Here is a 24,584-nt window from a genome sequence, read left to right as displayed (position 1 = left end):
CCCCCCCCCCCCCCCCCTCCCCCCCCCCCCCCCCCCCCCCCCCCCCCCCCCCCCCCCCCCCCCCCCCCCCCCCCCCCCCCCCCCCCCCCCCCCCCGCTCCCAGTTCACGCGGACGAGGGGGCGTCCGCGGGGTCAGACCTCCACGACGACCGGCAGGATCATGGGCCGGCGTCGGTAGGTGTCCGAGACCCACTTGCCCAGGGTCCGCCGCACGAGTTGCTGCATCTGGTGGGGCTCGACCACGCCGTCCTGGGCCGAGCGCTCCAGGACCTCTGTGATCTTCGGGAGGACGGCGGTGAAGGCGGAGTCCTCGATGCCCGAGCCTCGGGCCTGGACGTGAGGACCGCCCGTGATCTTGCCCGTCGACGAGTCGACGACCACGAAGACCGAGATGATGCCCTCGTCGCCGAGGATCTTCCGGTCCTTGAGGGCCGGCTCGCCCACGTCCCCGACCGAGAGGCCGTCGACGTACACGTATCCCGCCTGGACCTTGCCGGAGATCTTCGCCTTGCCCTCGACGAGGTCCACGACGACGCCGTCCTCGGCGATGACGATGCGGTCGTGCGGGACACCGGTGAGGGCGCCCAGCTCGGCGTTGGCGCGCAGGTGGCGCCATTCGCCGTGGACCGGCATCAGGTTCTTCGGGCGGCAGATGTTGTAGAAGTACAGGAGCTCGCCCGCGGACGCGTGGCCCGAGACGTGGACCTTGGCGTTGCCCTTGTGGACGACGTTGGCGCCCCAGCGGGTCAGCCCGTTGATCACGCGGTAGACCGCGTTCTCGTTGCCGGGGATCAGCGACGACGCCAGGATCACCGTGTCGCCCTCGACGATGCGGATCTGGTGGTCCCGGTTGGCCATGCGGGACAGCGCGGCCATCGGTTCGCCCTGGGAGCCCGTGCAGACCAGGACCACCTCGTGGTCCGGGAGGTCGTCGAGCGTCTTGACGTCCACGACCAGACCGGGCGGCACCCGCAGATAGCCGAGGTCGCGCGCGATGCCCATGTTGCGGACCATCGAGCGGCCGACGAAGGCGACCCTGCGGCCGTACTCGTGCGCCGCGTCCAGAATCTGCTGGATGCGGTGGACGTGGCTGGCGAAGCTCGCCACGATGATCCGCTTGCGGGCGCTCGCGAAGACCTGACGCAGGACGTTGGAGATGTCCCGCTCGGGCGGGACGAACCCCGGCACCTCGGCGTTCGTCGAGTCGGAGAGCAGCAGGTCGATGCCCTCCTCGCTCAGCCGTGCGAACGCGTGGAGGTCCGTGAGGCGGTTGTCCAGCGGGAGCTGGTCCATCTTGAAGTCGCCGGTGTGGACCGCCATGCCCGCAGGGGTGCGGATGGCGACGGCCAGAGCGTCCGGGATGGAGTGGTTGACCGCGACGAACTCACAGTCGAAGGGGCCGATGCGCTCGCGGTTCCCCTCGGCGACTTCGAGGGTGTACGGGCGGATGCGGTGCTCCTGGAGCTTCGCCTCGATGAGCGCGAGGGTCAGCTTGGAGCCGATCAGCGGGATGTCCGGCTTCTCACGCAGGAGGAACGGGACGCCGCCGATGTGGTCCTCGTGGCCGTGCGTGAGGACGATGCCCTCGATGTCGTCGAGGCGGTCCCTGACGGACGAGAAGTCCGGCAGGATCAGGTCGATTCCGGGTTGCTCCTCCTCAGGAAAGAGCACCCCGCAGTCGACGATCAGCAGACGACCGCCGTATTCGAAGACCGTCATGTTTCGGCCGATCTCGCCGAGGCCGCCGAGAGGGGTGACCCTCAAGCCTCCTTCGGGGAGCGGCGGGGGCGGGCCGAGTTCAGGATGCGGATGACTCAAAAGACTCTCCTCACCACACGCGCCACGTACCGGTAGGGCACGTGGCGCGCATGACGTTCGTGCATAAGCAGTTGTCGTTGTGGGGTGCGGGCACCGGTGGCCCGCCTATTCAGTTGTGAAGTCCGATGTCAGAGCTGTACCCCGCCGGCGGCAAGATCGATCTTGAGCTGCTCGGTCTCCTCGGCCGTGAGTCCCACCATGGGCGCGCGCAGCGGACCGGCGGGCAGGCCCTGGAGGGCGAGCGCGGCCTTCGTCGTCATGACGCCCTGGGTGCGGAACATGCCGGTGTAGACGGGGAGCAGCTTCTGGTGGATCTCGGTGGCCTTCTGTACGTCGCCCGAGACGAACGCGTCGACGAGGGCGCGCAGGTCCGGTGTGACGACGTGGCCGACGACCGAGACGAAGCCGACCGCGCCCACGGAGAGCAGCGGCAGGTTCAGCATGTCGTCGCCGGAGTACCAGGCGAGGCCGGACTGGGCGATGGCCCAGCTGGCGCGGCCGAGGTCGCCCTTGGCGTCCTTGTTGGCGACGATCCGCGGGTGCTCGGCGAGGCGGACGAGCGTCTCGGTGTTGATCGGGACGCCGCTGCGGCCGGGGATGTCGTAGAGCATGACCGGCAGCTCGGCGGCGTCGGCGACGGCCGTGAAGTGCCGGTACAGGCCCTCCTGTGGGGGCTTGTTGTAGTACGGGGTGACGATCAGGAGGCCGTGTGCGCCCACCTGCTCGGCCGCGCGCGCCAGCTCGATGCTGTGGTGGGTGTCGTTGGTGCCGACTCCGGCCACGACGTGGGCACGGTCGCCGACTGCCTCCAGGACGGCTCGTACGAGGTCCGTTTTCTCCGCGTTGCTGGTGGTGGGGGACTCGCCGGTGGTGCCGTTGATGATCAGGCCGTCGTTGCCTGCGTCCACCAGGTGGGTGGCGAGCCGCTGAGCGCCGTCGAGGTCGAGTGCGCCGTCCGCCGTGAAGGGCGTGACCATGGCGGTGAGGACCCGCCCGAAGGGGGTCTGCGGAGTGGAGGTCGGAGCCATGGGTTACACGCTACTCGTTGCTCAACGCGGGGTCTTCCCTCGGGGGGTGCGAAAAGTCCGGACAAAGATGGAACCCGGCACTGCCTGCTCGGGGGTTCAAGCAGTGCCGGGTCCGTTTGATGAGACTAGATGAACTTCTCTAAATGCCGCAATACGGACACTTCAAGCGGCTGATCCGTACATCTGTACCGGACGGGGCGACGATGTGCGTTACGGCGCGACCCGGCCGTTGGCGTTGAAGGCGGCGTAGGTGAGCGGCATGAGCCGGGCCCACTCGGCCTCCATCTTCTCGCCCACCATCTCGATCTCCCGCTGCGGGAAGGACGGGACCTTGGCGAGCTCGTGCTGGGTGCGCAGGCCGAGGAAGTGCATCAGCGAGCGTGCGTTGCAGGTGGCGTACATCGAGGAGAACAGGCCGACGGGGAGGACCGCACGAGCGACCTCGCGGGCCACGCCCGCCGCCAGCATCTCCTGGTACGCCTCGTACGCCTGCTGGTAGGAGTCCTCCATGACGCGGCCGACCAGCTCCTGCTGGGCCTGCGTGCCCTCCACGAAGACGTACTTGCCGGGGCGGCCCTCCTGGACGAGCTTGCGGGACTCGTCCGGGACGTAGAAGACCGGCTGGAGCTCGCGGTAGCGGCCGCTCTCCTCGTTGTACGACCAGCCCACCCGGTGGCGCATGAACTCGCGGAAGACGAAGATCGGGGCGCTGATGAAGAACGTCATCGAGTTGTGCTCGAAGGGGCTGCCGTGGCGGTCCCGCATCAGGTAGTTGATCAGGCCCTTGGATCGCTCCGGGTCCTTCTTCAGCTCGTCCAGGGACTGCTCGCCGGCGGTGGAGACGCGGGCGGCCCACAGCACGTCGGAGTCGGCCGCGCTGTGCTTGACCAGCTCGACGGAGACGTCGCTGCGGAAGCTGGGCTTCGGGTCGTCGGCGGGGGTGTCGGTCACGGCTCGGAGGGTCCTTCCATCACTTCTCTGGGCGGCGCCCACTCTACGGGGCGCACATTCGGGGATGGACGACACTTTGCCGCTACGAAGTTGGTGAAAGCGGGCACCTTTTGGGGCACTCGCTCGTCTGAGCTGATGACAGTGATTCTTTCGAGACCCGAGAGGAGCAGGACCCTCGATGTTCCGTCGGCGCGAACCGGTTCCGTTCGCCTTCCTTGCCGAAGCCGACAGGTTCCGCAGCAATGTCACTCCCCCGCCCCGTGAGCGGGCGTCCGTGAGTCAGATGGCCGGGAGTTGGCTGTTGGGGCTCACGATCGTCGCCGCGCTCGTGGGTTCCCTGGCCGTCGGGATGCCGGCACTGACGACCGACCACTCCACCTCGCAGACCCAGCAGTCGCAGGCGTCGCAGGGGCACTGAGCCACCACTGACTCGGACGGACCCCCGGAAGTGGTGAGCGGGGACACGGACGGATAGCCTCACCGGGCACAGCCCATGCATGGATTGAGTGAGGACCAGCCGTGCCCCTGCCCTTCCTGACGGCCGACCGCACATTCGAGGCGGCGGAGGACGACATCGCGTTGCCCTTCGACGACCGCGACCGTTGGCGGCGCCCGTACCGGCCCGGCCCGTGGCGCGTGGGCGTGGCGGCCCTGTGGCTGCTGCTGGCGTCATACGTGCTGTTCGCCGCCGTCATCATCGCGCTGACCGGCACGCCGACCGAGGGCGGTGCGGTCTTCGGCATCGCGCTGCTGGGCATCGCCGCTTCCCTGCGTCTGCTGCGCATGGGCGTCTGGGTCAGCGCACGCGGAGTGCGCCAGGTGGGCTTCTTCGTCACGCGGACGGTGCCCTGGGACCGCGTCACCGCCATGCGGACCGTCCAGCAGCCGGTGCGCTGGCTGGGTCTGCCGCGCACCGTGCAGGGGCAGGCGCTGACCCTCGTACGCGGCGACCGGCAGGACGCGCTGCCGCTGCTGTCCACGCACGGCGCCGACTTCCTGGGACGCCCGGCGGCGTTCGAGCGGGCGGCGGACACGGTGGAGGCCTGGGCCCACGAGTACGGGCGGGGTTGAGTCACTGCCTGACGACTGCCGGGGCCCGGTCCGCGTGTGCGGACCGGGCCCCGGCAGTTGTCAGGACGCACCCTGGACGGAGGCCCCGCCACGCCACCAGGACGCCTCGGCACGAGGGTCAGTGCGAGGTCTGGTGCAGGGTGATCGCCCGCTGCATCGCCTTGCGGGCGCGCGGGGTGTCGCGGGCGTCGTGGTAGGCGACGGCGAGGCGGAACCAGGTGCGCCAGTCGTCGGGCGCCGCCTCCGTCTCGGCCTTGCGCCGGGCGAAGACCTCGTCGGCCGAGTCGCGGTCGACGCGGCCGCTGGGGGTGCGCTGCAGTTCGTCGACGGGCAGGCCGCCCTCGGCGTCGAGTTCGGCGGCGAGCGCGTTGGCCCTGCGGACGAACTGGGTGTTCTTCCACAGGAACCACACGCCGATGACCGGCAGGATCAGCACCGCCACACCGAAGGTGACGGTGATGAGCGTGCCCGCCTGTATGAGCATGACGCCGCGGCTGCCGACCAGGACGAAGTAGAAGACCAGGACGGCGGCCGTGAGGGCGTAGGAGAGCTTCGCGCGCATGACTGTCAGGGGCTCAGTTCAGGTCCAGGAAGTGTTCCAGGCCGAACGTCAGGCCCGGAGTGGTCACGACGCGGCGGGCGCCCAGCAGGATGCCCGGCATGAAGCTGCTGTGGTGCAGGGAGTCGTGGCGGACGGTCAGGGTCTCGCCCTCGCCGCCCAGCAGGACCTCCTGGTGGGCCAGCAGTCCGCGCAGGCGGACGGCGTGCACCGGGACGCCGTCGACGTCCGCGCCGCGGGCGCCGTCCAGGGCCGTGGCCGTGGCGTCCGGCGCCGGGGCGGTGCCGGCCGCGCGGCGGGCCTCGGCGATGAGCTGGGCGGTGCGCGTGGCGGTGCCTGACGGGGCGTCCACCTTGTTCGGGTGGTGCAGCTCGACGACCTCGACGGACTCGAAGTAGGGCGCGGCGATCTGCGCGAACTTCATGGTCAGGACGGCCCCGATGGAGAAGTTCGGGGCGATGAGCACACCCGTCTGCGGGGACTCGGCCAGCCAGCCACCCAGCTGCGCGAGGCGCTCGTCGGTCCAGCCGGTCGTGCCGACGACGGCGTGGATGCCGTGCCGTACGCAGAACTCGAGGTTGTCCATGACCGAGGCCGGCGTGGTCAGTTCGACCGCGACCTGGGCGCCGGTCTCCGCCAGCGCCTGAAGCTTGTCGCCCCTGCCCAGGGCGGCGACCAGCTCCATGTCCTCGGCGGCCTCGACCGCTCGTACCGCCTCGGACCCGATCCGGCCCTTGGCGCCGAGGACCGCCACACGCAGCTTGCTCATCTGTTGTGCTTCCTTACGGGAGTGAGTTAGGCGACCGCGTCATGCAGCCGGGAGGCCTGCTTGTCCTTGAGCGGGCCGATGACCGACAGCGACGGGCGCTGTCCCAGGATGGCGCGGGCGACCGAGCGGACCTCGTCCGGGGTCACTGCGGCTATCCGGGCCAGCATGTCGTCGACGGACATCTGCTCGCCCCAGCACAGCTCACTCTTGCCGATGCGGTTCATGAGCGCACCCGTGTCCTCGAGGCCGAGGACCGTGGAACCCTGGAGCTGGCCGATGGCGCGGCCGATCTCGTCGTCGGACAGGCCGTGCTCGGCGACGTGGTCGAGTTCGTCGCGGCAGATCTTCAGCACGTCGTGCACCTGGCTCGGGCGGCAGCCCGCGTACACGCCGAACAGTCCGCAGTCGGCGAAGCCCGAGGTGTACGAGTACACGCTGTAGGCCAGGCCGCGCTTCTCGCGGACCTCCTGGAAGAGCCGCGACGACATGCCGCCGCCGAGGGCGGTGTTGAGGACGCCGAGGGCCCAGCGGCGGTCGTCCGTGCGGGACAGGCCGGGCATGCCGAGGACGACGTGCGCCTGCTCGGTCTTGCGGCCGATCAGGTCGACGCGGCCGGCGGTGCGCAGGGCGCGCTTGCCCTCGCGCGGGGCGATGGGGGCGGCGCCGGGGTTCGTGAGGGCGCCCGCCTTCTCGAAGGCCGCGCGGACCTGGCGTACGACCTTGTTGTGGTCGACGTTGCCGGCGGCCGCGACGACGAGGTGGGTGGGGTCGTAGTGCTTCTTGTAGAAGCGGCGGATGCGGTCGGCGGTGAGGGCGTTGACCGTGTCGACCGTGCCGAGGACGGGGCGGCCGAGGGGGTTGTCGCCGAACATGGTCTGCGCGAACAGGTCGTGCACGCAGTCGCCCGGGTCGTCCTCGGTCATGGCGATCTCTTCGAGGATCGCGCCGCGCTCGACGTTGACGTCCTCTTCGAGGATGAGGGAGCCCGTGAGCATGTCACAGACGACGTCTATGGCGAGCGGCAGGTCGGTGTCGAGCACGCGCGCGTAGTAGCACGTGTACTCCTTCGCCGTGAACGCGTTCATCTCGCCGCCGACCGCGTCGATGGCGGAGGAGATGTCGAGGGCGCTGCGCCGCGAGGTGCCCTTGAAGAGCAGGTGCTCGAGGTAGTGCGTGGCGCCGTTCAGGGCCGGGGTCTCGTCGCGGGAGCCGACGTGTGCCCAGATGCCGAAGGTGGCGGAGCGGACCGAAGGGAGCGTTTCGGTGACGATGCGCAGGCCGCCGGGGAGGGTGGTCTTGCGGACCGTGCCGATGCCGTTCTCGCCCTTGATGAGGGTTTGGGTACGGGCGACGGCCCGCGCCTCCGTAGAGGTGCGGGCCGTCGCCTTGGAGCTGCTCGACGTCACTTGTCGGTGTCGTCCTTCTGCTCGTCAGAGCCCGAGGCGGAGCCGCTGTTGGACTCAGCCTCGCCCTCGATCACGGGGATCAGGGAGAGCTTGCCGCGGGAGTCGATCTCGGCGATCTCGACCTGGACCTTGGCGCCCACGCCGACCACGTCCTCGACGTTCTCCACGCGCTTGCCGCCTGCCAGCTTGCGGATCTGCGAGATGTGCAGCAGACCGTCCTTGCCGGGCAGCAGCGACACGAACGCGCCGAAGGTGGTGGTCTTGACGACCGTACCCAGGTAGCGCTCGCCGACCTCGGGCATCGTCGGGTTGGCGATGCCGTTGATCGTGGCGCGAGCGGCCTCGGCGGCCGGGCCGTCGGCGGCACCGATGTAGATGGTGCCGTCGTCCTCGATCGTGATCTCGGCGCCGGTGTCCTCCTGGATCTGGTTGATCATCTTGCCCTTGGGGCCGATGACCTCGCCGATCTTGTCGACCGGGATCTTCACGGTGATGATCCGCGGCGCGTTGGGGGACATCTCGTCCGGCGTGTCGATCGCTTCCATCATCACGTCGAGGATGTGGAGGCGGGCGTCACGGGCCTGCTTGAGGGCGGCGCCCAGGACGGAGGCCGGGATGCCGTCCAGCTTGGTGTCGAGCTGGAGGGCGGTCACGAACTCCTTGGTGCCGGCGACCTTGAAGTCCATGTCGCCGAAGGCGTCCTCCGCACCGAGGATGTCGGTGAGGGTGACGTAGTGCGTCTCGCCGTCGATCTCCTGGGAGATCAGACCCATGGCGATACCGGCGACCGGGGCCTTCAGCGGCACACCGGCGTTCAGCAGCGACATGGTGGAGGCGCACACCGAGCCCATGGACGTCGAGCCGTTGGAGCTCAGCGCCTCGGAGACCTGGCGGATCGCGTACGGGAACTCCTCGCGCGTCGGCAGGACCGGCACGAGGGCGCGCTCGGCGAGGGCGCCGTGGCCGATCTCGCGGCGCTTCGGGGAGCCGACGCGGCCGGTCTCACCGGTGGAGTACGGCGGGAAGTTGTAGTTGTGCATGTAGCGCTTGCGGGTCACCGGGGAGAGGGTGTCCAGCTGCTGCTCCATGCGGAGCATGTTGAGGGTGGTGACGCCCAGGATCTGGGTCTCGCCACGCTCGAACACCGCGGAACCGTGCACCCGCGGGATGGCCTCGACCTCGGCGGCGAGCGTACGGATGTCCGTGACGCCACGGCCGTCGATGCGCTTCTTCTCCTTGATCACGCGCTCGCGGACCAGCTGCTTGGTCAGCGAGCGGTACGCGGCGGAGATCTCCTTCTCGCGGCCCTCGAACTCCGGCAGGAGCTTCTCGGCGGCGAGCGCCTTGACACGGTCGAGCTCGGACTCGCGCTCCTGCTTGCCGGCGATGGTCAGCGCGGAGGCGAGCTCCGGGCGGACGGCGGCGGAGAGCGCCTCCAGGACGTCGTCCTGGTAGTCGAGGAAGATCGGGAACTCACCGGTCGGCTTGGCGGCCTTCGCGGCGAGGTCGGCCTGGGCCTTGCAGAGCACCTTGATGAAGGGCTTCGCGGCGTCCAGACCGGCGGCGACGACCTCCTCGGTGGGCGCCTCGGCGCCGCCCTTGACCAGCTGGATGGTCTTCTCGGTGGCCTCGGCCTCGACCATCATGATCGCGACGTCGCCGTCCTCCAGGGTGCGGCCCGCGACGACCATGTCGAAGACGGCGTCCTCGAGCTCGGTGTGCGTGGGGAACGCGACCCACTGGCCGCGGATCAGCGCGACGCGGACGCCGCCGATCGGGCCGGAGAAGGGCAGACCGGCCAGCTGCGTGGACGCGGACGCGGCGTTGATCGCCACGACGTCGTACAGGTGGTCGGGGTTGAGCGCCATGATCGTGGCGACGACCTGGATCTCGTTGCGCAGGCCCTTCTTGAAGGACGGGCGCAGCGGACGGTCGATGAGGCGGCAGGTGAGGATGGCGTCCTCGGAGGGACGGCCCTCACGGCGGAAGAAGCTGCCGGGGATCTTGCCGGCGGCGTACATCCGCTCCTCGACGTCCACCGTGAGGGGGAAGAAGTCGAGCTGGTCCTTGGGGTTCTTGGAGGCGGTGGTGGCCGACAGCACCATGGTGTCGTCGTCCAGGTACGCCACGGCGGAGCCGGCGGCCTGCTTGGCCAGGCGGCCCGTCTCGAATCGGATGGTGCGGGTACCGAAGGCGCCATTGTCGATGACGGCCTCGGCGTAGTGGGTCTCGTTCTCCACTAGCAAATTCTCCGTTACTTGTCGTCTTTCGTCCCTCGGCTGCCCGTGTGGCAGGGGGACGGTTGCCGGAGAAGCGCTCCGTCTGGTGCGGGCCGGTCTTCGATCGAAGCACCCGGGGCTCGAACGCCCGGGGGCCACTACCGAGGACCGGCGGCGGCGAGGCGCGCTTCTCCTCGTTCTGTGTCGTGCTGTGTGGTGCTGTTACGTGTCGTGCGTATTGCGTTGTGCTACCACACTACAAAGCGTGGGTGACACTCCGCACGTTTCCCCACGTGCGGCATCCCCACGCACGGCAAAGGGAGCGGCCCCCGATCTTTCGGGAACCGCTCCCTTCACTGCGTCTTACTTGGCGCCCGCAGCACCACGGCGGATGCCGAGGCGGTCGACCAGCGTACGGAAGCGCTGGATGTCCTTCTTGGCCAGGTACTGCAGCAGGCGGCGGCGCTGACCGACCAGGATCAGCAGACCACGACGGGAGTGGTGGTCGTGCTTGTGGGTCTTGAGGTGCTCGGTCAGGTCCGAGATACGGCGCGAGAGCATCGCGACCTGGACCTCGGGGGAGCCGGTGTCGCCCTCCTTGGTACCGAACTCGGTGATGATCTGCTTCTTCGTAGCGGCGTCGAGCGACACGCGTACTCCTCGTAGTCTTTGAATGCCACCGAGTGCCCCCGGTCTTTGTCTCGGGGGAGCTTCCGTTACTCGGGAGGCGGGGATCCGCTGGGCGCGGCCTCCAGAGCGCGGGCTCCGGGGGTGCGTACACAAACGGCCGTCACTCAGGGTACCAGGCACTCATGGGCACCTTTGCCCGGGCCCCTGAAGTCCCGGGTGGGCGCGCGCGGGGCCACTAGGGTGAGCGCTCGGATCGTTCTGACGTCGGGAAGGGGTCGCTGGGGCATGGCGGAGACGGAAGCGGAGACCAAGGCGCGCAAGGAGCGGGAGCGGGACGAGCTGTACGCGCTCGACATCTCCGGCGTCGATTGGCTGTGCGCGCCCGGTACGGAGGAGCACGAGGAGCGGGTCGAGATCGCCTACCTTCCCGAGGGTGCCGTGGCCATGCGGTCGTCGCTCGACCCGGACACGGTGCTGCGCTACACCGAGGCGGAGTGGCGTGCGTTCGTGCTGGGCGCGCGGGACGGGGAGTTCGACCTGGAGCCGGCGCCGCACAACGGTGGGCTTGCGGCGGAGTGACGGCTCACCCCTGAGGTACGGGCGAGGGGGACCGGTCGGTGCCGGTCCCCCGTTCTCAGGCGCGGCTTCTCACAGCGTTGCGCCCGTCTTGCGCGCCGCGCTCTCGATGCCCAGGACCATCAAGGTCCACTCCTTCTGGCCCTGTTTCGCGGGCCCGTTCGCCTGCTTGGCGCCGAAGTAGAGCCTTCCGTCCTGCACGAGGACGTCGTTGGAGTCGATGATCGTGAAGATCTCGGCCTCCTGGGGCAGGCCGAAGTAGAAGTACGGCGTCTCCTTGCCCGTCCCGGGGTCCAGGCTGACCAGTCCCATGGGTGCGATGCGGTCGCTGCTCAGGCGGAGGGCGAGGAGCTGTCCGCCGCTCGTGCGGATCGGGCGGAGCGTCTCGTTGGGGCCGGACTCGAACTTCTTCGTGGTGTTCCCGGTGGCCAGGTCGAAGCCGACGATCCAGTTGGAGGGGTGCAGGGCGTCGTCCGAGTCCTTGCTCCTGAGGAAGACCTGGCCGCCGCCGACCGGGATGGTCGGGCAGTCGTCGATGACGAGGTAGTCGAGCTCGTAGTTGCAGTCGCCGACGTACTGCCCGTTCTGCAGGCGGATCGTGGCGCGGTTCTTGCCCTTGCCGTCGAGGGAGAGCAGTTCGGTGTACCCGGTGTCGCCGGCCGCGACGGCGAGGACGGGCGGGTCGGTGGACGGCACTTTGAGGTCGCGGACGCCGGTCGCGGCGGAGTAGGTCCACTTGGTCCGGCCGGTGCGCGGGTCGACCTCGCGCATCTTGTAGGTGAGGGACTCCCAGGAGTCGGCGGGCTTGCCGTCGTGACGGCACGTGACCCGGATGAGCAGGGCCCGTCCGCCGGCGGCGCCGTCGTCCTTGCAGTTGCCGGTGGCCTTCGTACGCCAGAGCCGGCGGCCGCGGTCCATGTCGTACGCGTCGGAGCCGCCGCCCCAGGTGACGGCGACCGTGGCACGGGTCACGGTCACACTCGGGTCGTCCTGGAGGGCGTCGTTCTCCGGGGTGCCCTTGGTGCTGCCGACGCGGGAGACCGGGATCTGGTGCTGCCAGATCTTCCGGCCGTCGTCGAGGTCGAAGAAGGCCACGTGGTCGCAGAGAGCGTCCTCGTCCTGGCTCCCCTTGAACAGGACGGCCGTACGGTTCTCGCCGGTCACATGGTCCGTGTAGCCGCAGATCGGGCCGGCGAACTGGAGCTTCCAGCGCTCGTCGCCGGGTGAGGCGTCGGTGCCGACGGCGAGGCCGACGACCGATCGGTTTATGCCCTTGGCGAGGATCTTGTCCGTCGCCCACATGCCGGGCATCTCGTACTGCTCACCGGCGCTCATGTCGTCGGTGGAGAAGCGGAAGCCCATGGTGCCGGTGGTGCTCGCGGGCCGCTTCTCGACCGTCTCCCGGACGTCGAGGCGACCCTGCCCGGTGGCGGCCAACGGCTTCGGTGACGTCGTGGGGTCCTGGTCCAGGGCGCCGGACAGCAGCAGCGCGCCGGCGCCCAGTGCGGCGACCACGACGCCGACCACCGCGCCGAGCAGCGTCCTGCGCCGCTTCCTCCTGCGCTGCTGGTCCGCCGACACGGTGGACTGGGTGTATATGGAAGGCGGCGGGCCGAAGCTCACGCTCGGGGTTCCCTTTCTTTTCGCCGGCTACGGCCAATGCGTACGGGGCGGTCCGTCAGCTCGTCATCGACCGGGCCGTCGCGTACACGTCGAAGACGGCCAGCGCCAGCGGTACCAGGGTCAGCAGCACGAAGCCCTCGGCGATCTCCAGGAAGCGCCCCCAGAACGGCGTGAGGCCGCCCCGCGAGACGATCAGACCGACCGCGGTGACGATCGCGGCCGCGGCGGCGATGGCGGCGACGAGCCAGATCGTGCGGATGTCGAGGTCGGTACGGTCGCCCGTGAGCGCCTCGCGGACCAGCGCGTGCGGCGGGTTGAGCGCGAGGCCGAGGCCGAGCAGCACGAGGGAGGCCAGACCGGCGCCCAGGACCGGGGCGACCTGGGCCGTGTACCGGAAGAGGTGGGCGCGCATCAGCAGCGCGACGCCGGTCGCGAGGGCGAGCAGTTGGGCCCAGACGTCGTCGGAGAACCCCAGGACCGTTGAGGCGCCGACCGCGACGACCGCGCATCCGCCGACCAGGCCGACCAGGAGTTCGTGACCGCGGCGGGCCTGGGCCGCGACGCGATCGGCGTCGACCGGCTCCTGCGGGACGGGTTCGGCGCCGTACGCGCTGCGCGGGGCGGTGTTCGGGGCGTCGAAGCCGATGGGGAGGCGGGCGAAGCGCATGGACAGGCCCGGCAGGAAGGCGAGGGCTCCCACGGCGACCGGGGCGCACAGCGCGCCGACCTCGGAGGGCGTCCAGTGCGCGAGGGTCGCCGCGAAGACCGCGAGCAGACCGACGGCGGACGCGAAGACGAAGGCGACGAAGGGGCCGTCACCGCTCGGGGAGCACAGGGTGAGCAGGACCGAGGCGAGCAGCACGGCGGCGCAGGCGAGCAGGAACTGCAGTTTGCCGATGCCCTGTCCGTCGGCGAGCGGGAGGAGTCCGGAGCCGGCCACCGCCACGTTGGGCAGCGCGCCGAGCCCGAGAGCGACGGCCGAGCCCCGGTCGTCGTAGATCCGGGCGCGTACGCAGGCGAGGACGACGAGGAGGATTCCGGTGACCGCGGCGAGGACGCCGGGCAGGCTGTGCATGTCGTGGCGCGGGTCGCCGCTCCACGCCACGAAGGCGAGCAGGGCCGGCAGGACACCTCCCCCGACGAGGCCCGCGGCACGCGTCAGGTCGCCGCTCCACTGGGTGTGTTCGCGGGTCACGGCGGAGGCGACCGCTTCGGACATGTCGTCGAAGACGGCCGGGGGCAGCGACTCGGAGAAGGGGCGCAGGGTGAGCAGTTCGCCGTCGAGGATGCGCTGGGCGGCGAACGAGCGGGAACTGTCGAGGACGGTGCCGTCCCGGCGTACGAGGTGGTAGCCGACGGGGGCGCCCTCGGCGGGGCTCTGCTGGGAGAGCCGGAGGATCTCCGGGTAGATGTCGGCGACCGGGATGTCGTCGGGCAGTGCCACGTCGATGCGGCTGTCGGGGGCGACGATCGTGACCCGGCAGAAGCCGAGCCCCGCACCCGCCCCGGAAGGTGTCTGGGAACCGGGGCCTCCCCCGGTGGCTGCCGCGGAGGCCGTCATGCTCACCTGCTGCTCCCCCTCAGTGATGATTCTGCGTCTGCGGTGTGAAGGTCCTGCGCCGCTCTCCCCGCCGCGTGCGGGCGGGGTGCGTGACGCGCCGTCGCCGGGGTTGCACGCCTCACCGGATCGACCGATATGCCCCGATCCGACTGGCCCGAGTCCCCTGTGCGCACGCGAACATCCGGCACCCTACCGCCCCCTCGTCCCCCGGGTAGTCAGTAGGATCACGCGGCGGCCTGCGTCCGCCCGACACGGGGTGGCGGACGAACTCCGGGGGCCCCGCCAGGGTCTGTCCGGCGGAGCGGGTCGTAGGAATGCTGCGGCAACCGATGAGCGCAGGTGAACGGGGGCTGGTGCGGCCGGCTGCAAGGCGGAGGAGGACGTCGACGCGATGGGGTGCCTGGGAGTGCCCCTGCTCGAACTCGTGGAGAGCTCGGGGGAGTCGGCGACCGACGACACCGCGGCAGGTGGGCGTGCGAGGCCTCGCGTCTGCGGCATGGTCCGCCGGACAGGCCCTAGGGAATGAGTGACCAGTGAGCCACATCGTCGTGAAGCGCCCGCCTCGGGTGCTGCCGCCCGAGGTGTCCACGGACGAGATCGTCCTGCAGCCTCCGCCCGAACTGCCGCGCGGGCACCAGGAGAGCGTGCTGATGCAACTGCTGCCCACGCTCGGCATGGGTGGCTCGGTGGTCTTCTTCTTCACGAGCGGGCAGCCGTTCATGAGGATCATGGGCATGGTCATGATCGCCTCGACGGTGGCCATGTCCATCGCGATGGTGGTCCGCTTCCGGCGCGGCTCCCAGGGGCAGTTGGCGGACATGCGCCGCGACTACCTGAGCTATCTGACGCAGACCCGGCGCACCGCCCTCGACACGGCGAAGGCGCAGCGGGACGCGCAGTACTACCTTCACCCCTCTCCCGAGCAGCTGTGGGCGCTGGTCGCCGAGGGCAGCCGGGTGTGGGAACGGCGGGCGGGCGACGAGGACTTCGCCCAGGTGCGCATCGGCCTGGGCGCCCAGGCGCTCGCCACTGCCCTGATCGCCCCGGAGCACGGGCCGGTCGAGCAGCTGGAGCCGCTGACGGCGGGCGCGATGCAGCGCTTCCTCGCGGTGCACAGCACCCTGGAGGACCTGCCGATGGCGGTCTCCCTGCGGGCCTTCTACCACGTCACCATCAGCGGTGAACCGCACTCCGTACGCTCCTCCGCCCGGGCCATGGCCGGTTCGCTGGCCGCGCTGCACTCCCCCGAGGACCTGGTCCTCGTGGTCGCGGCGGGCCGGGAGGCGCTGCCGCACTGGGAGTGGGCCAAGTGGCTGCCGCACACACAGGCGTCCGGGGCCGTGGACGGCGCGGGCAGCCGCAGGCTGATCGACAGCGACATCCGCGAGCTGGAGAACCTGCTGTCCACCCGGCTGACCGGCCGCCCGCGCTTCCACCCCAACGCGACGCCCCTGCCGGACGAGCCGCACATCGTCGTCGTCCTCGACGGCCTCTCCCTGCCCTCGGACTCGGTCCTGGCCAACCCGGAGGGGCTGCAGGGCGTGACCGTCCTGGAGGTCGTGGCGGGCGATCTCACCGGGGCGGGCGGCGAGCTCTCCATCGTCGTAGAGCCCGAAGCCCTGCATCTGGAGTCGGGGCACGGAGTCGTCTACGAGGGGACGCCCGACGCCCTCTCGCACGAGTCGGCCGAGGCACTCGCCCGGCAACTGGCGCCGCTGCGGGTGGCCACCGGCGGGGACGACGACGAACCGCTGCTGGCCAACCTGGAGTTCACCGACCTGCTCAACCTCGGTGACGCGGCGTCGGTCGACACCAAGCGCACCTGGCGGCAGCGTTCGCTGGCGGAGCGGCTGCGGGTGCCCATCGGTGTCGGCGAGGACGGCCGGCCCGTGATGCTCGACCTCAAGGAGGCCGCGCAGGAGGGCATGGGCCCGCACGGCTTGTGTGTGGGCGCGACCGGTTCCGGCAAGTCGGAGCTGCTGCGCACGCTGGTGCTCGGCCTCGCGGTCACTCACTCCTCGGAGACCCTGAACTTGGTCCTCGCGGACTTCAAGGGCGGCGCGACTTTCGCGGGCATGGCGCAGATGCCGCACGTGGCGGCCGTCATCACCAACCTCGCCGACGACCTCACCCTGGTCGACCGCATGGGCGACTCCATCCGCGGTGAGCTCAACCGCCGCCAGGAGATGCTGCGCGACGCGGGCAACTACGCCAACATCCACGACTACGAGAAGGCCCGCGCGGCCGGCGCTCCCCTGCAGCCGATCCCCTCGCTGGTCCTGGTGATCGACGAGTTCAGCGAACTGCTGACCGCCAAGCCGGACTTCATCGAGATGTTCGTGCAGATCGGCCGCATCGGCCGCTCCCTCGGCGTGCACCTGCTGCTGGCGTCGCAGCGCCTGGAGGAGGGCCGGCTGCGCGGCCTGGAGACCTACCTGTCGTACCGCATCGGTCTGCGCACCTTCTCGGCCGCCGAGTCGCGGGCCGCGCTCGGCGTCCCGGACGCCTACGAGCTGCCGAACGTGCCCGGTTCCGGGTTCCTGAAGTTCGGCACGGACGAGATGGTGCGGTTCAAGGCGGCGTACGTCTCCGGCGTGTACCGCTCGGGTGCGCAGCGGGCGGCGCTGGGCGGCGGTCCGCTGCCGGTGGACCGGCGGCCGGTGCTGTTCACGGCGGCGGAGGTGCCGGTGCAGTACGTGCCGGTGCCGCAGCAGCGTCCCGCGGGCGCTCCGGATGTCGACGAGGCGCTGGCGGACACCGTGCTGGACGTGATCGTGCGCCGCCTTGAGGCCCAGGGTCCGGCGGCGCACCAGGTGTGGCTGCCGCCGCTGGACAGCCCGCCGTCGCTGGACGACCTCCTGCCGGGCCTGACGGCGGTGGAGGGCCGGGGCCTGACGCAGCCGGGCTACGAGGGCGCGGGCCGTCTGGTCGTCCCGGTCGGCCTCGTGGACAAGCCCTACGAGCAGCGCCGCGACCCCCTCTGGGCCGACTTCTCCGGCGCGGCGGGTCACATGCAGATCATCGGTGGCCCGCAGTCCGGCAAGTCGACGCTCCTGCGCTCGCTGATCTGCTCCTTCGCACTCACGCACACGCCGCACGAGGTGCAGTTCTACGGCCTCGACTTCGGCGGCGGCGGCATGGCGTCGGTGGCCGGCCTCCCCCACGTGGGCGGGGTGGCCTCGCGCCTGGACCCGGAGCGGGTGCGGCGCACGGTGGCCGAGGTGTACGGCGTGCTGACCCGCCGCGAGGAGTACTTCCGCTCGGCCGGCATCCCGTCGATCGCGGACTTCCGCACCCGCCGGGCGCGCGGCGACATCTCGGTCACGGACCAGCCGTGGGGCGACGTCTTCCTCGTGATCGACGGCTGGGGCAACTTCCGTACGGACTACGAGGCGCTGGAGCCGATCGTCGTCGACATGGCGGCGCGCGGTCTGGGCTACGGCATCCACGTCGTCCTGACGGCGTCGCGGTCGATGGAGGTCCGCGCGAACCTCAAGGACCACCTGATGAACCGTCTGGAGCTGCGGCTCGGCGACCCGATGGACTCGGAGATGGACCGCAAGGTCGCCGCGAACGTCCCCACGGGCGTGCCCGGCCGCGGTCAGTCCCCGCAGAAGCTGCACTTCATGGCGGCGGTGCCACGGATCGACGGCCTCACCTCCGACACGGACCTCTCGGACGCGACGCAGGCACTGGCGACGGAGGTCACGCGCCACTGGCAGGCGCCGCCGGCCCCCGAGGTCCGGCTGCTCCCCCGCGAGTTCCCTGCGGACCACCTCCCGCCGGGCGACCGCTTCCCGCGCCGCGGAGTGGCCTTCGCCCTCGACGAGGACAACCTCGAGCCGGTCTTCGTCGACTTCGAGCAGGACCCGTTCTTCCTCGTCTTCGGCGAGAGCGAGTCGGGCAAGTCGAACCTGCTGCGCCTGCTGGTCAAGCAGCTGACGGAGCGCTACTCGGGCGACGAGTGCAAGCTGTTCGTGGTCGACAACCGGCGCTCGCTCCTTGACGTGACGCCGTCCTCCCACCTGGCCGAGTACATCCCGATGTCCAACGCCATGGAGCACCACATGTCGGCTCTCGCCAACCTGATGCAGCGCCGCACGCCGACGGCGGACGTCACTGCTCAGCAGCTGCGGGACCGCAGCTGGTGGCACGGCCCGACGGTCTACGTCGTCATCGACGACTACGACCTCGTCTCCACCTCCAGCGGCAACCCGCTGTCCGAGCTCACCGAGCTCCTCCCCTTCGCCCGTGACGTCGGCGTCCGCTTCATCATCGCCCGCTCGACGGCGGGTGCGGGGCGTGCCTCGTACGAACCCTTCATGCAGCGCATGAAGGAACTGGGCGCCCAGGGCGTCGTCCTGGCGGGCGATCCGGGCGAGGGGGATCTCCTGGGCGGGGTCCGGCCGCGGCCGATGCCTGCGGGGCGGGGGGTCTTCGTGTCTCGGCGGCGGGGGAAGCCGTTGGTGCAGGTGGGGTTGGTGGAGGGGACGTACTAGGCGCTGGTTGAGGCCGTTTCCCGTCGCGAACCCCGAGGGTTACGCTCCGCATTGTCCAGTGGTACGGCTGTGACTTGTGGAAGATTTGGCCAGATCCGTGAACGAGCTTGAACTCGGCTCACGGATCTGGCCAGTTGGTAGCCAGAGGAATCAGGCCCGCCCGGGGAGGGCGGGCCTCACGGGGACACGGGGAAGGAGTCCGCGCATGGCGTGGGACGAGTGGGAACAGCTGAAGTCGCAGGCGGCCAACGACGGGGCGACCCGTATGCAGCTGAACCAACTGGATCCCGGCAGCGGCGGACGCCCCGCACCGGACCCCAGCGGCTACGGCGACCTCAAGGCGAGCCAGAAGGACCTGGCGCAGATCGGCAAGAACGCCTTCGACCTGTACAACGACCTGTGGGACAAGGGCCGCAAGGCGGTGCCCACCAGTGAGAAGGCCGCGGGCGTCCTCACGCAGGGAGGCTTCGCCCTCGGCTCGGCGCTGCAGCACGTGGCGCTCCGCTGGGACGAGCAGCTGTCCTCGCTCCGTGACGCGTGCGCGCACATCTCGAACCACATGCATGTGACGACAAAGCTGCACGCGGACGACGACGACTACATCCGCCGGCAGATGAGCAGCATCGACACGCTGGACGCGGGCTTCGACGAGCGTGTGGGCGATCCCGGCAAGAAGAACTCGATCTACGGCGACCCTGATGACAAGGGCGGCAAGGGCGACAAGAAGGGCCAGAACTGATGGATCTCGACGCCCTTCGGAAAGCAAACTTCAGCCTGCTCGACGACGCCGTGAACGACTGGTCGACGATGGTGGGCGACCTGGAGACCCTGAAGGAGTCCGCGGAGAAGGGCCTGCGGGGCAGTGCCAACAAGGCCAACTGGGCGGGGGTCAACGCCACGGTCTCGAAGGAGTTCATCGGAAAGACGTCCGGCGAGTTCGAGGACGCGCACAGCCAGGCCCAGTCCATCTACAAGATCCTCCTGGACACGCGGGACGAGCTGAAGACCTACAAGGAGCAACTCGTCACCGCCATCAAGCGCGGCGAGGAAAAGAACCTCACGGTCATCGGCTACGACGGCGGCTTCACGGTCACGACGAACGTTCCGCCGGAGGGCCGCGCCAAGGAGGACACGGACAACAAGGGCGAGATCACCGCCCTCCGGGACGAGCTCCAGAAGATCCTGGACAAGGCGACGGAGACCGACAACTCGGCGAACAAGGTGCTGATGGCCATCGCCGACCAGAGCCGGCTCGGCTTCTCGGACGTCGACTACAAGGATCGCGATTCGGCTGCCGAGGCGCTCAAGAAGGCCGATGAACTGGCCAAGCTGGCGAAGAAGAAGCCGGAAGACCTGACGGTCGAGGAGTTCGACCGCCTCAACAACGGCCTGAAGCAGTACGGAAACGACGAGCTGTTCTCCGAACGTTTCGCGTCGAGCCTCGGCCCGGAGGGGACACTCAACTTCTGGACCGGCATCAACGACCCGCACAGCGCCTGGGAGCTGGGCCACAAGCGGGTGGACAAGTACGACGACCTGCAGAAGAACCTCAGCCTCACCCTCGCCACGGCGTCACAGAGCGACAGCGTCGCCATGACGGAGTGGAAGAGCAAGATGATCGACCTGGCCGACAAGCCCGTCGGCCGCAACGGCGGCTTCCCGCTCGGCGCCCAGGTCATGACCAACCTCATGCGCTGGGGCGACTACGACGACCGGTTCCTCGTCGACTACGGCGACAAACTCATCGAGACCGAGAAGAAGTTCACGGGCAACGGCCGCCACGGCGCCTGGGCGCGCACAGGCGGGGACCCACTCCTCAACCGCACTGGCACGGATTCGGGCTGGGACCCCATGACCGGCTATCTCAAGGCCATCTCCAACAGCCCCGACGCCGCCACCGAGTTCTTCAACGGCGAATTCGTCAACAAGGACGAGGACCACGACTTCCTCCACGACACAGACGGCGACGGCAAGATGGGCCGCCGCACCCTCACCAACTTCGACTACCTCTTCGAAGAGCGGGACTGGCCACAGGACCGCGACGACAAGGGCGAGGACAGCATCGCGGGGCGAAACAATCTGGCGCTGGCGTTGGAGGCGGCTACTACGGGGCATCCGGCGGGGGAGATTCCTACGGTGGATACGCCTCCGCACAATGCGGAGCAGGCCAAGCTCATGGAACGCCTGGTGGCGTCGATCGGAGATGATCCCGAACGGCTGACGAAATACGGTTACATGTCGGACAGCGTCGGTCAGATCACCTCGGAGTATCTGCCGGACATCAACCGGTCCATCAGCGACGTGAAGAGGGATGAGCAGTCGGATTCCTGGCACGACATCGAAAAGCTCTATCCCGTCGCCGGCTCTGAGGCAGTACTTTCGCACTCGGATGTAACCAAACTCCTCTTCGCTGTGGGGCAGAACGAAGAAGGGTACGCAGCCGTTGAGGTGGGGCAAAAGGCCTACATGGGCAAGCTGATGGACTATCACCTGAACCCAGACCTACCGGCAGCTCAGCGTTCATCCGACGATCACAAGCTCATTATGGAACAGATCGCGGCGAGATCTGGAGAAGTCTCCGGCACCCTGGGGCTAGGCGTTCAGCAGGCCATCGGAGATGAAGCCTCGGACAAGGACAAGGGATATGAACACGCCGTAGCCCAGCGCAAGAACTGGATTTCCGGCGGCGTCGGAACCGCTGTCGGTGTGGGCACTTCATTTGTCGCAACCCCTTGGGTCGGCGCGCTGGTCGGCGGAGGTGCGGGCACAGTGACCAGTGTGGTACTCGAGTCCGTGTTCAAGGATGCTGAAGGAAACGCGGTGAGCGAGGCCCAGACGACTGGAGGGAAGTTCTGGGAGGACGGCCGGGTGCGAAATGGAGATATTGCACAACAGGCGGCTGAAACCGCAGCGAAGAAATATCACTTGGAAGACTCCGGGGATGCCGCAACGATTTCCCGAGAATCTGCACGCCAAGGCTACCTCAACGCGAGAGCCATCCTCGATGGCCAAGCCCCAGGCAGTGCTACGGCCTTCCGGTAACCTTGCCCAACAGAGGGATATTCATGATGAGTAACGGAAATAGGCTGAAGCGGCCTCATGCCGTCGCTATCCCTGCGGCTGTGATCCTCATTTCAGCACTCTCAGGCTGCTCCGGAGATGACCAAAAACGCGATTACGCGGTCCCAGGAAAGCTGTGCGGAACGCCCATCAGTGCCGACGACCTTGGCCCCTTCCTCCCTCCGGGAGAGAAGATCACAATCAAGGAGGAGATCCATTCAGCGGTCAAGGAGTGCCAAGTAATCGTGGACAAGGTATTGATTGCAACCGTCTCACAAGAGTGGCTGAAGGAGGGAAAAACGACAGCGTACTTGGCGGCTGCTCGCTCCGAGAACCCGGTGCACCCGGCGGGCGGGGGGAAGTTCCAGTACGCGGATTACGAGGCCTTCGGCAAAACTGACGGCTGTGTCGACACCAAGTACAAGCAAGAGTTGTACACCGCCGTGGAGGCTGACGGTTCAAAGCACAAAGACGCCAAGGCCATGAAACGCCTTATCACCTCTTACACAGAGGCAGTCGAAGCATCATCCGCGTGCACGGCAGGTTCCATGCAGTGGAAAGCCGACTGACGTCGCATCGAGCCTGCGCCCGAACGTATTCTTCGCGACGTCACCGATAGCGGATGACATACAGGGCATGGACACCAGGTCCCTCAAGTGAGGGCACGGCATCCGACGCTCCGTCGATCAGCGTGACGCCTTGCGTTCAGGAGCCAGCCGGCGGACTCCCGTCCGCGGTTGCCCATGCGGGGGACCTCAGACAACGGCTCGGGCCTCTAGGAGGAAGGTGCGTTGCTCGTCCATCGCGGTGGACCAGGTCCCGTGGGCGGTGGTGGAGAGGACTGGGCCGAGCGCGGACAGGGTTGGTTGGAACCAGGCCGCGTGAGCGGGTGGTCGGGGCTTCGGGAAGCCCGGGGAGCCCGGGGTCTCGCCGGCGTCCCAGCGGGCCAGCCAGGTCCAGGGGTCGGCGTTGGGCAGGCCGAAGGGGACTGTCGTCGACTTGGGCACGACCAGCGTGGCGTCGAGCATGGCGTCCTGCCAGTGGCCGTCACGCAGGTAGCTCTTAGCGTTGCGCCTTGCGGAGCGCGGAGCCGAAGTCGGTTGCCTCGGATTCCCACGGCCAGCTCTGAGCCGGTCCCGTTTCTGGCAGTTGGCGGATGAGAACCAACTCGCGGAGGAGCGACGTGTCGAGCTTCGCCAGGCCTCCCACTTGGGCGTCCAGTAGGACTACCTGCCCCTTGTTGTTGTGCGCGTAGAGCAGATTGCCGGTCGCTTCAGCACCGCCGAGTTGCCGACGGACCCAGACCACACCGCGAGTGTCCGGGCCCGGGGTTGCCCACCACCCTGATCACCGAGTCCCACCTCACTGACCGGGACCTGCTCGAAGCTCGCGAAGTAACGCCGGCCAGCCGGGAGCCTCGTCGGAGGGCTGCCACGGCAGGGGCGTCGAGGGAGCGCCGGAGATCGCGGAATGCACGGTCACCGCGCAACCGCGCGCATTGATCCGGCGTGACTGGCCGGAGACGCGGTTGGCCGCCTCCTGCGGGCGGCCGGTGCGGTGTCGGCGAGGGGATCGTTGGCCGAGGGGTGGAACGGCGCACTGCCATCCTTGGGAACGATCAGCGAGGCCGCCAGGATGGGCGTGGGAGGGTATCCCGGTTACGCAAGGGTTCGACAGGCGAACATCCACGCCGTGGCGGTCTCGTACACGGGGTGAGGGGGCGGAGAGTTCGAAGGCCTCGGTAGGTGTGATGGAGCCAGCCTGCGGCCTGTTGATCAGGGTTGAGCATCGTGTCAGCTCCCGGGGCGCTGGTCGATGCCAGGCCAGTCGCCCACTTCACGCCGGCGCATGTACTCGGCGACGGGAAGTGCGGTCGGCGGTCCAGTGAGCTTCTTCGAGCTGGCCACCGATCAGGTGACGGTCCATGAAGCGCAACGAGCGAGGCCCCCGAGCTGTTGATCGAGATGTCTGACGTCTCAACCACGCTGCTCGGGGGCCTCGTTGGTCATCTGTCCTGCCGCACTCGACCTGCCGCATGCGCTCGTGGAGTGGGTGACCATGCTCGTCGTCACCCGCGAGGGTGACCGGCGCTGCAAGCTCCGCCCGTCCCAGCGCGCGATGGTGGCACTGGTGTACCTGCGCGAACACACCACCCTCGTGAAGATCGCCGCCGGGTTCGGGATCAGAGAGTCCATCGCCCATGCCTACACCAGTGCTGTCATCCGCCTGCTCGCCGAACGCGCGCCGGGTCTGCTGAAGGTCCTGCGCGAGGCCGATGCGGACTTCGTCCTGCTGGACGGCACGCTCGCCGAGTGCGACAGGGTCGGCGACGGACGGGCCGACTACTCGGCCAAGCACCGCCGGCACGGGGTGAACGTGCAGGTGGTCACCGATCCGGGCGGCAGGCTGCTGTGGCTCTCACCCGCCCTGCCGGGCCGCACTCACGACCTGACCGCTGCCCGCACCCACCGGATCATCCGCATCTGCGAGCGCCAGGGCGTCCCCGTCCTGGCCGACCTCGCCTACCAGGGCGGCGGCCCCTGGGTGAGCACCGGCATCAAGCGCAAGCCCCTGCAGGAACTCACCCTCACCGAGAAGACCCTCAACTGGGCCCTGGCCGCAGCACGGGCACCGGTCGAACGCGGCGTCGCGCGCCTGAAGACCTGGCGCATCTTCCGCAGATCCCGATGCAGTCCCAACCGCATGACGTCAATCGCCAAAGCCATCCTCACCCTGGAGCGGCAACGCTGAAGAAGCTCAGTGTTCCCACTCGTCCCAGACCACTGGTGGCTCCTTGAGGTGATACGAGACGGG

General features: G+C 69.0%; 19 protein-coding genes and 1 pseudogene. 8 read left to right on the top strand and 12 right to left on the bottom strand.

The features are described 5' to 3' along the window. Positions 1-132 precede the first annotated feature (132 nt). The 3 genes from AC067M_RS16960 to thyX all read right to left on the bottom strand — a co-directional run bounded on the left by AC067M_RS16960 (position 133) and on the right by thyX (position 3,797). Complete coding sequence (locus AC067M_RS16960) at positions 133-1,818, bottom strand: ribonuclease J (RefSeq protein WP_478697766.1); 1,686 nt, start codon at positions 1,816-1,818, stop codon at positions 133-135. 128 nt (positions 1,819-1,946) lie between these two features. Further along, positions 1,947-2,846 (bottom strand): 4-hydroxy-tetrahydrodipicolinate synthase, encoded by a 900-nt coding sequence (gene dapA, locus AC067M_RS16955; RefSeq protein ID WP_478697765.1) that lies wholly within the window; start codon positions 2,844-2,846, stop codon positions 1,947-1,949. 210 nt (positions 2,847-3,056) lie between these two features. Continuing rightward, positions 3,057-3,797, bottom strand: coding sequence for an FAD-dependent thymidylate synthase (thyX, locus tag AC067M_RS16950; protein WP_478697764.1), 741 nt, complete (start codon positions 3,795-3,797; stop codon positions 3,057-3,059). Positions 3,798-3,975: 178 nt separating this feature from the next. Between thyX and AC067M_RS16945 the strand changes: the two genes are divergently transcribed. Together AC067M_RS16945 and AC067M_RS16940 are read left to right on the top strand one after the other, a co-directional pair. Continuing rightward, entirely contained in the window at positions 3,976-4,215 is a 240-nt protein-coding gene (locus tag AC067M_RS16945; RefSeq protein WP_478697763.1) for a hypothetical protein, read from the top strand. A 101-nt stretch (positions 4,216-4,316) separates the two neighbouring features. After that, on the top strand, positions 4,317-4,868 hold the full coding sequence (locus AC067M_RS16940; protein ID WP_478697762.1) for a hypothetical protein: 552 nt from the start codon (positions 4,317-4,319) through the stop codon (positions 4,866-4,868). Between the two features lie 118 nt (positions 4,869-4,986). Here AC067M_RS16940 and AC067M_RS16935 read toward each other — a convergent pair whose 3' ends face one another. The 5 genes from AC067M_RS16935 to rpsO all read right to left on the bottom strand — a co-directional run bounded on the left by AC067M_RS16935 (position 4,987) and on the right by rpsO (position 10,472). Beyond that, a complete protein-coding gene (locus AC067M_RS16935) occupies positions 4,987-5,430 on the bottom strand; it encodes a DUF485 domain-containing protein (protein ID WP_478697761.1) in 444 nt (147 codons plus the stop codon). Between the two features lie 13 nt (positions 5,431-5,443). After that, a complete protein-coding gene (gene dapB, locus AC067M_RS16930) occupies positions 5,444-6,196 on the bottom strand; it encodes a 4-hydroxy-tetrahydrodipicolinate reductase (RefSeq protein WP_478697760.1) in 753 nt (250 codons plus the stop codon). Positions 6,197-6,222: 26 nt separating this feature from the next. After that, entirely contained in the window at positions 6,223-7,602 is a 1,380-nt protein-coding gene (locus AC067M_RS16925) for a M16 family metallopeptidase (protein WP_478697759.1), read from the bottom strand. After that, positions 7,599-9,842, bottom strand: coding sequence for a polyribonucleotide nucleotidyltransferase (locus AC067M_RS16920; protein WP_478697758.1), 2,244 nt, complete (start codon positions 9,840-9,842; stop codon positions 7,599-7,601). Before AC067M_RS16920 ends, AC067M_RS16925 begins: the two co-directional genes overlap by 4 nt. A gap of 342 nt (positions 9,843-10,184) precedes the next feature. Then, positions 10,185-10,472 carry a 30S ribosomal protein S15 gene (gene rpsO / locus AC067M_RS16915; RefSeq protein WP_020138875.1) on the bottom strand — a complete coding sequence of 96 codons (288 nt, stop codon included), beginning with the start codon at positions 10,470-10,472 and terminating at the stop codon, positions 10,185-10,187. A gap of 264 nt (positions 10,473-10,736) precedes the next feature. Here rpsO and AC067M_RS16910 point away from each other — a divergent pair, with 264 nt between their 5' ends. After that, positions 10,737-11,030 (top strand): DUF397 domain-containing protein, encoded by a 294-nt coding sequence (locus tag AC067M_RS16910; protein ID WP_478697757.1) that lies wholly within the window; start codon positions 10,737-10,739, stop codon positions 11,028-11,030. A 69-nt stretch (positions 11,031-11,099) separates the two neighbouring features. Here the strand turns inward: AC067M_RS16910 and AC067M_RS16905 are convergent, their stop codons facing one another. Then, on the bottom strand, positions 11,100-12,650 hold the full coding sequence (locus tag AC067M_RS16905; RefSeq protein WP_478697756.1) for an outer membrane protein assembly factor BamB family protein: 1,551 nt from the start codon (positions 12,648-12,650) through the stop codon (positions 11,100-11,102). Between the two features lie 55 nt (positions 12,651-12,705). Next, entirely contained in the window at positions 12,706-14,211 is a 1,506-nt protein-coding gene (eccD, locus tag AC067M_RS16900) for a type VII secretion integral membrane protein EccD (protein ID WP_478697777.1), read from the bottom strand. A 533-nt stretch (positions 14,212-14,744) separates the two neighbouring features. Here eccD and eccCa point away from each other — a divergent pair. The 4 genes from eccCa to AC067M_RS16880 all read left to right on the top strand — a co-directional run bounded on the left by eccCa (position 14,745) and on the right by AC067M_RS16880 (position 22,339). Then, a complete protein-coding gene (gene eccCa / locus AC067M_RS16895) occupies positions 14,745-18,710 on the top strand; it encodes a type VII secretion protein EccCa (RefSeq protein ID WP_478697755.1) in 3,966 nt (1,321 codons plus the stop codon). Positions 18,711-18,915: 205 nt separating this feature from the next. Beyond that, positions 18,916-19,449 (top strand): hypothetical protein, encoded by a 534-nt coding sequence (locus tag AC067M_RS16890; RefSeq protein ID WP_478697754.1) that lies wholly within the window; start codon positions 18,916-18,918, stop codon positions 19,447-19,449. Beyond that, complete coding sequence (locus tag AC067M_RS16885) at positions 19,449-21,752, top strand: DUF6571 family protein (RefSeq protein ID WP_478697753.1); 2,304 nt, start codon at positions 19,449-19,451, stop codon at positions 21,750-21,752. Before AC067M_RS16890 ends, AC067M_RS16885 begins: the two co-directional genes overlap by 1 nt. Positions 21,753-21,832: 80 nt before the next feature. Beyond that, positions 21,833-22,339 carry a hypothetical protein gene (locus tag AC067M_RS16880; protein ID WP_478697752.1) on the top strand — a complete coding sequence of 169 codons (507 nt, stop codon included), beginning with the start codon at positions 21,833-21,835 and terminating at the stop codon, positions 22,337-22,339. Between the two features lie 186 nt (positions 22,340-22,525). On the opposite strand, the gene AC067M_RS16875 is transcribed toward AC067M_RS16880, so the two are convergent. Continuing rightward, positions 22,526-22,798, bottom strand: a complete 273-nt coding sequence (locus AC067M_RS16875) for a hypothetical protein (protein ID WP_478697751.1) — start codon at positions 22,796-22,798, stop codon at positions 22,526-22,528. A 34-nt stretch (positions 22,799-22,832) separates the two neighbouring features. Beyond that, positions 22,833-23,084: pseudogene (locus AC067M_RS16870) on the bottom strand (hypothetical protein); the annotation flags it as partial. A 687-nt stretch (positions 23,085-23,771) separates the two neighbouring features. On the opposite strand from AC067M_RS16870, the gene AC067M_RS16865 reads away from it, so the two are divergent. Next, positions 23,772-24,521 carry a transposase gene (locus AC067M_RS16865; protein WP_478697750.1) on the top strand — a complete coding sequence of 250 codons (750 nt, stop codon included), beginning with the start codon at positions 23,772-23,774 and terminating at the stop codon, positions 24,519-24,521. Positions 24,522-24,584: the final 63 nt, after the last annotated feature.

The sequence above is a fragment of the Streptomyces sp. NPDC043427 genome (assembly GCF_056436655.1).
Note: the sequence above shows the minus strand (reverse complement) of the source record. Positions and strands in the feature narration are given on the sequence as shown.

Excerpts from the sequence above, each read along its gene's own strand:
- AC067M_RS16945 (WP_478697763.1), top strand. The coding sequence starts at position 3,976 with ATGTTCCGTCGGCGCGAACCGGTTCCGTTCGCCTTCCTTGCCGAAGCC.
- AC067M_RS16890 (WP_478697754.1), top strand. The coding sequence starts at position 18,916 with ATGGCGTGGGACGAGTGGGAACAGCTGAAGTCGCAGGCGGCCAACGAC.
- dapA (WP_478697765.1), bottom strand. The coding sequence starts at position 2,846 with ATGGCTCCGACCTCCACTCCGCAGACCCCCTTCGGGCGGGTCCTCACC.
- AC067M_RS16910 (WP_478697757.1), top strand. The coding sequence starts at position 10,737 with ATGGCGGAGACGGAAGCGGAGACCAAGGCGCGCAAGGAGCGGGAGCGG.
- AC067M_RS16935 (WP_478697761.1), bottom strand. The coding sequence starts at position 5,430 with ATGCGCGCGAAGCTCTCCTACGCCCTCACGGCCGCCGTCCTGGTCTTC.
- AC067M_RS16885 (WP_478697753.1), top strand. The coding sequence starts at position 19,449 with ATGGATCTCGACGCCCTTCGGAAAGCAAACTTCAGCCTGCTCGACGAC.
- eccD (WP_478697777.1), bottom strand. The coding sequence starts at position 14,211 with ATGACGGCCTCCGCGGCAGCCACCGGGGGAGGCCCCGGTTCCCAGACA.
- dapB (WP_478697760.1), bottom strand. The coding sequence starts at position 6,196 with ATGAGCAAGCTGCGTGTGGCGGTCCTCGGCGCCAAGGGCCGGATCGGG.
- AC067M_RS16875 (WP_478697751.1), bottom strand. The coding sequence starts at position 22,798 with ATGCTCGACGCCACGCTGGTCGTGCCCAAGTCGACGACAGTCCCCTTC.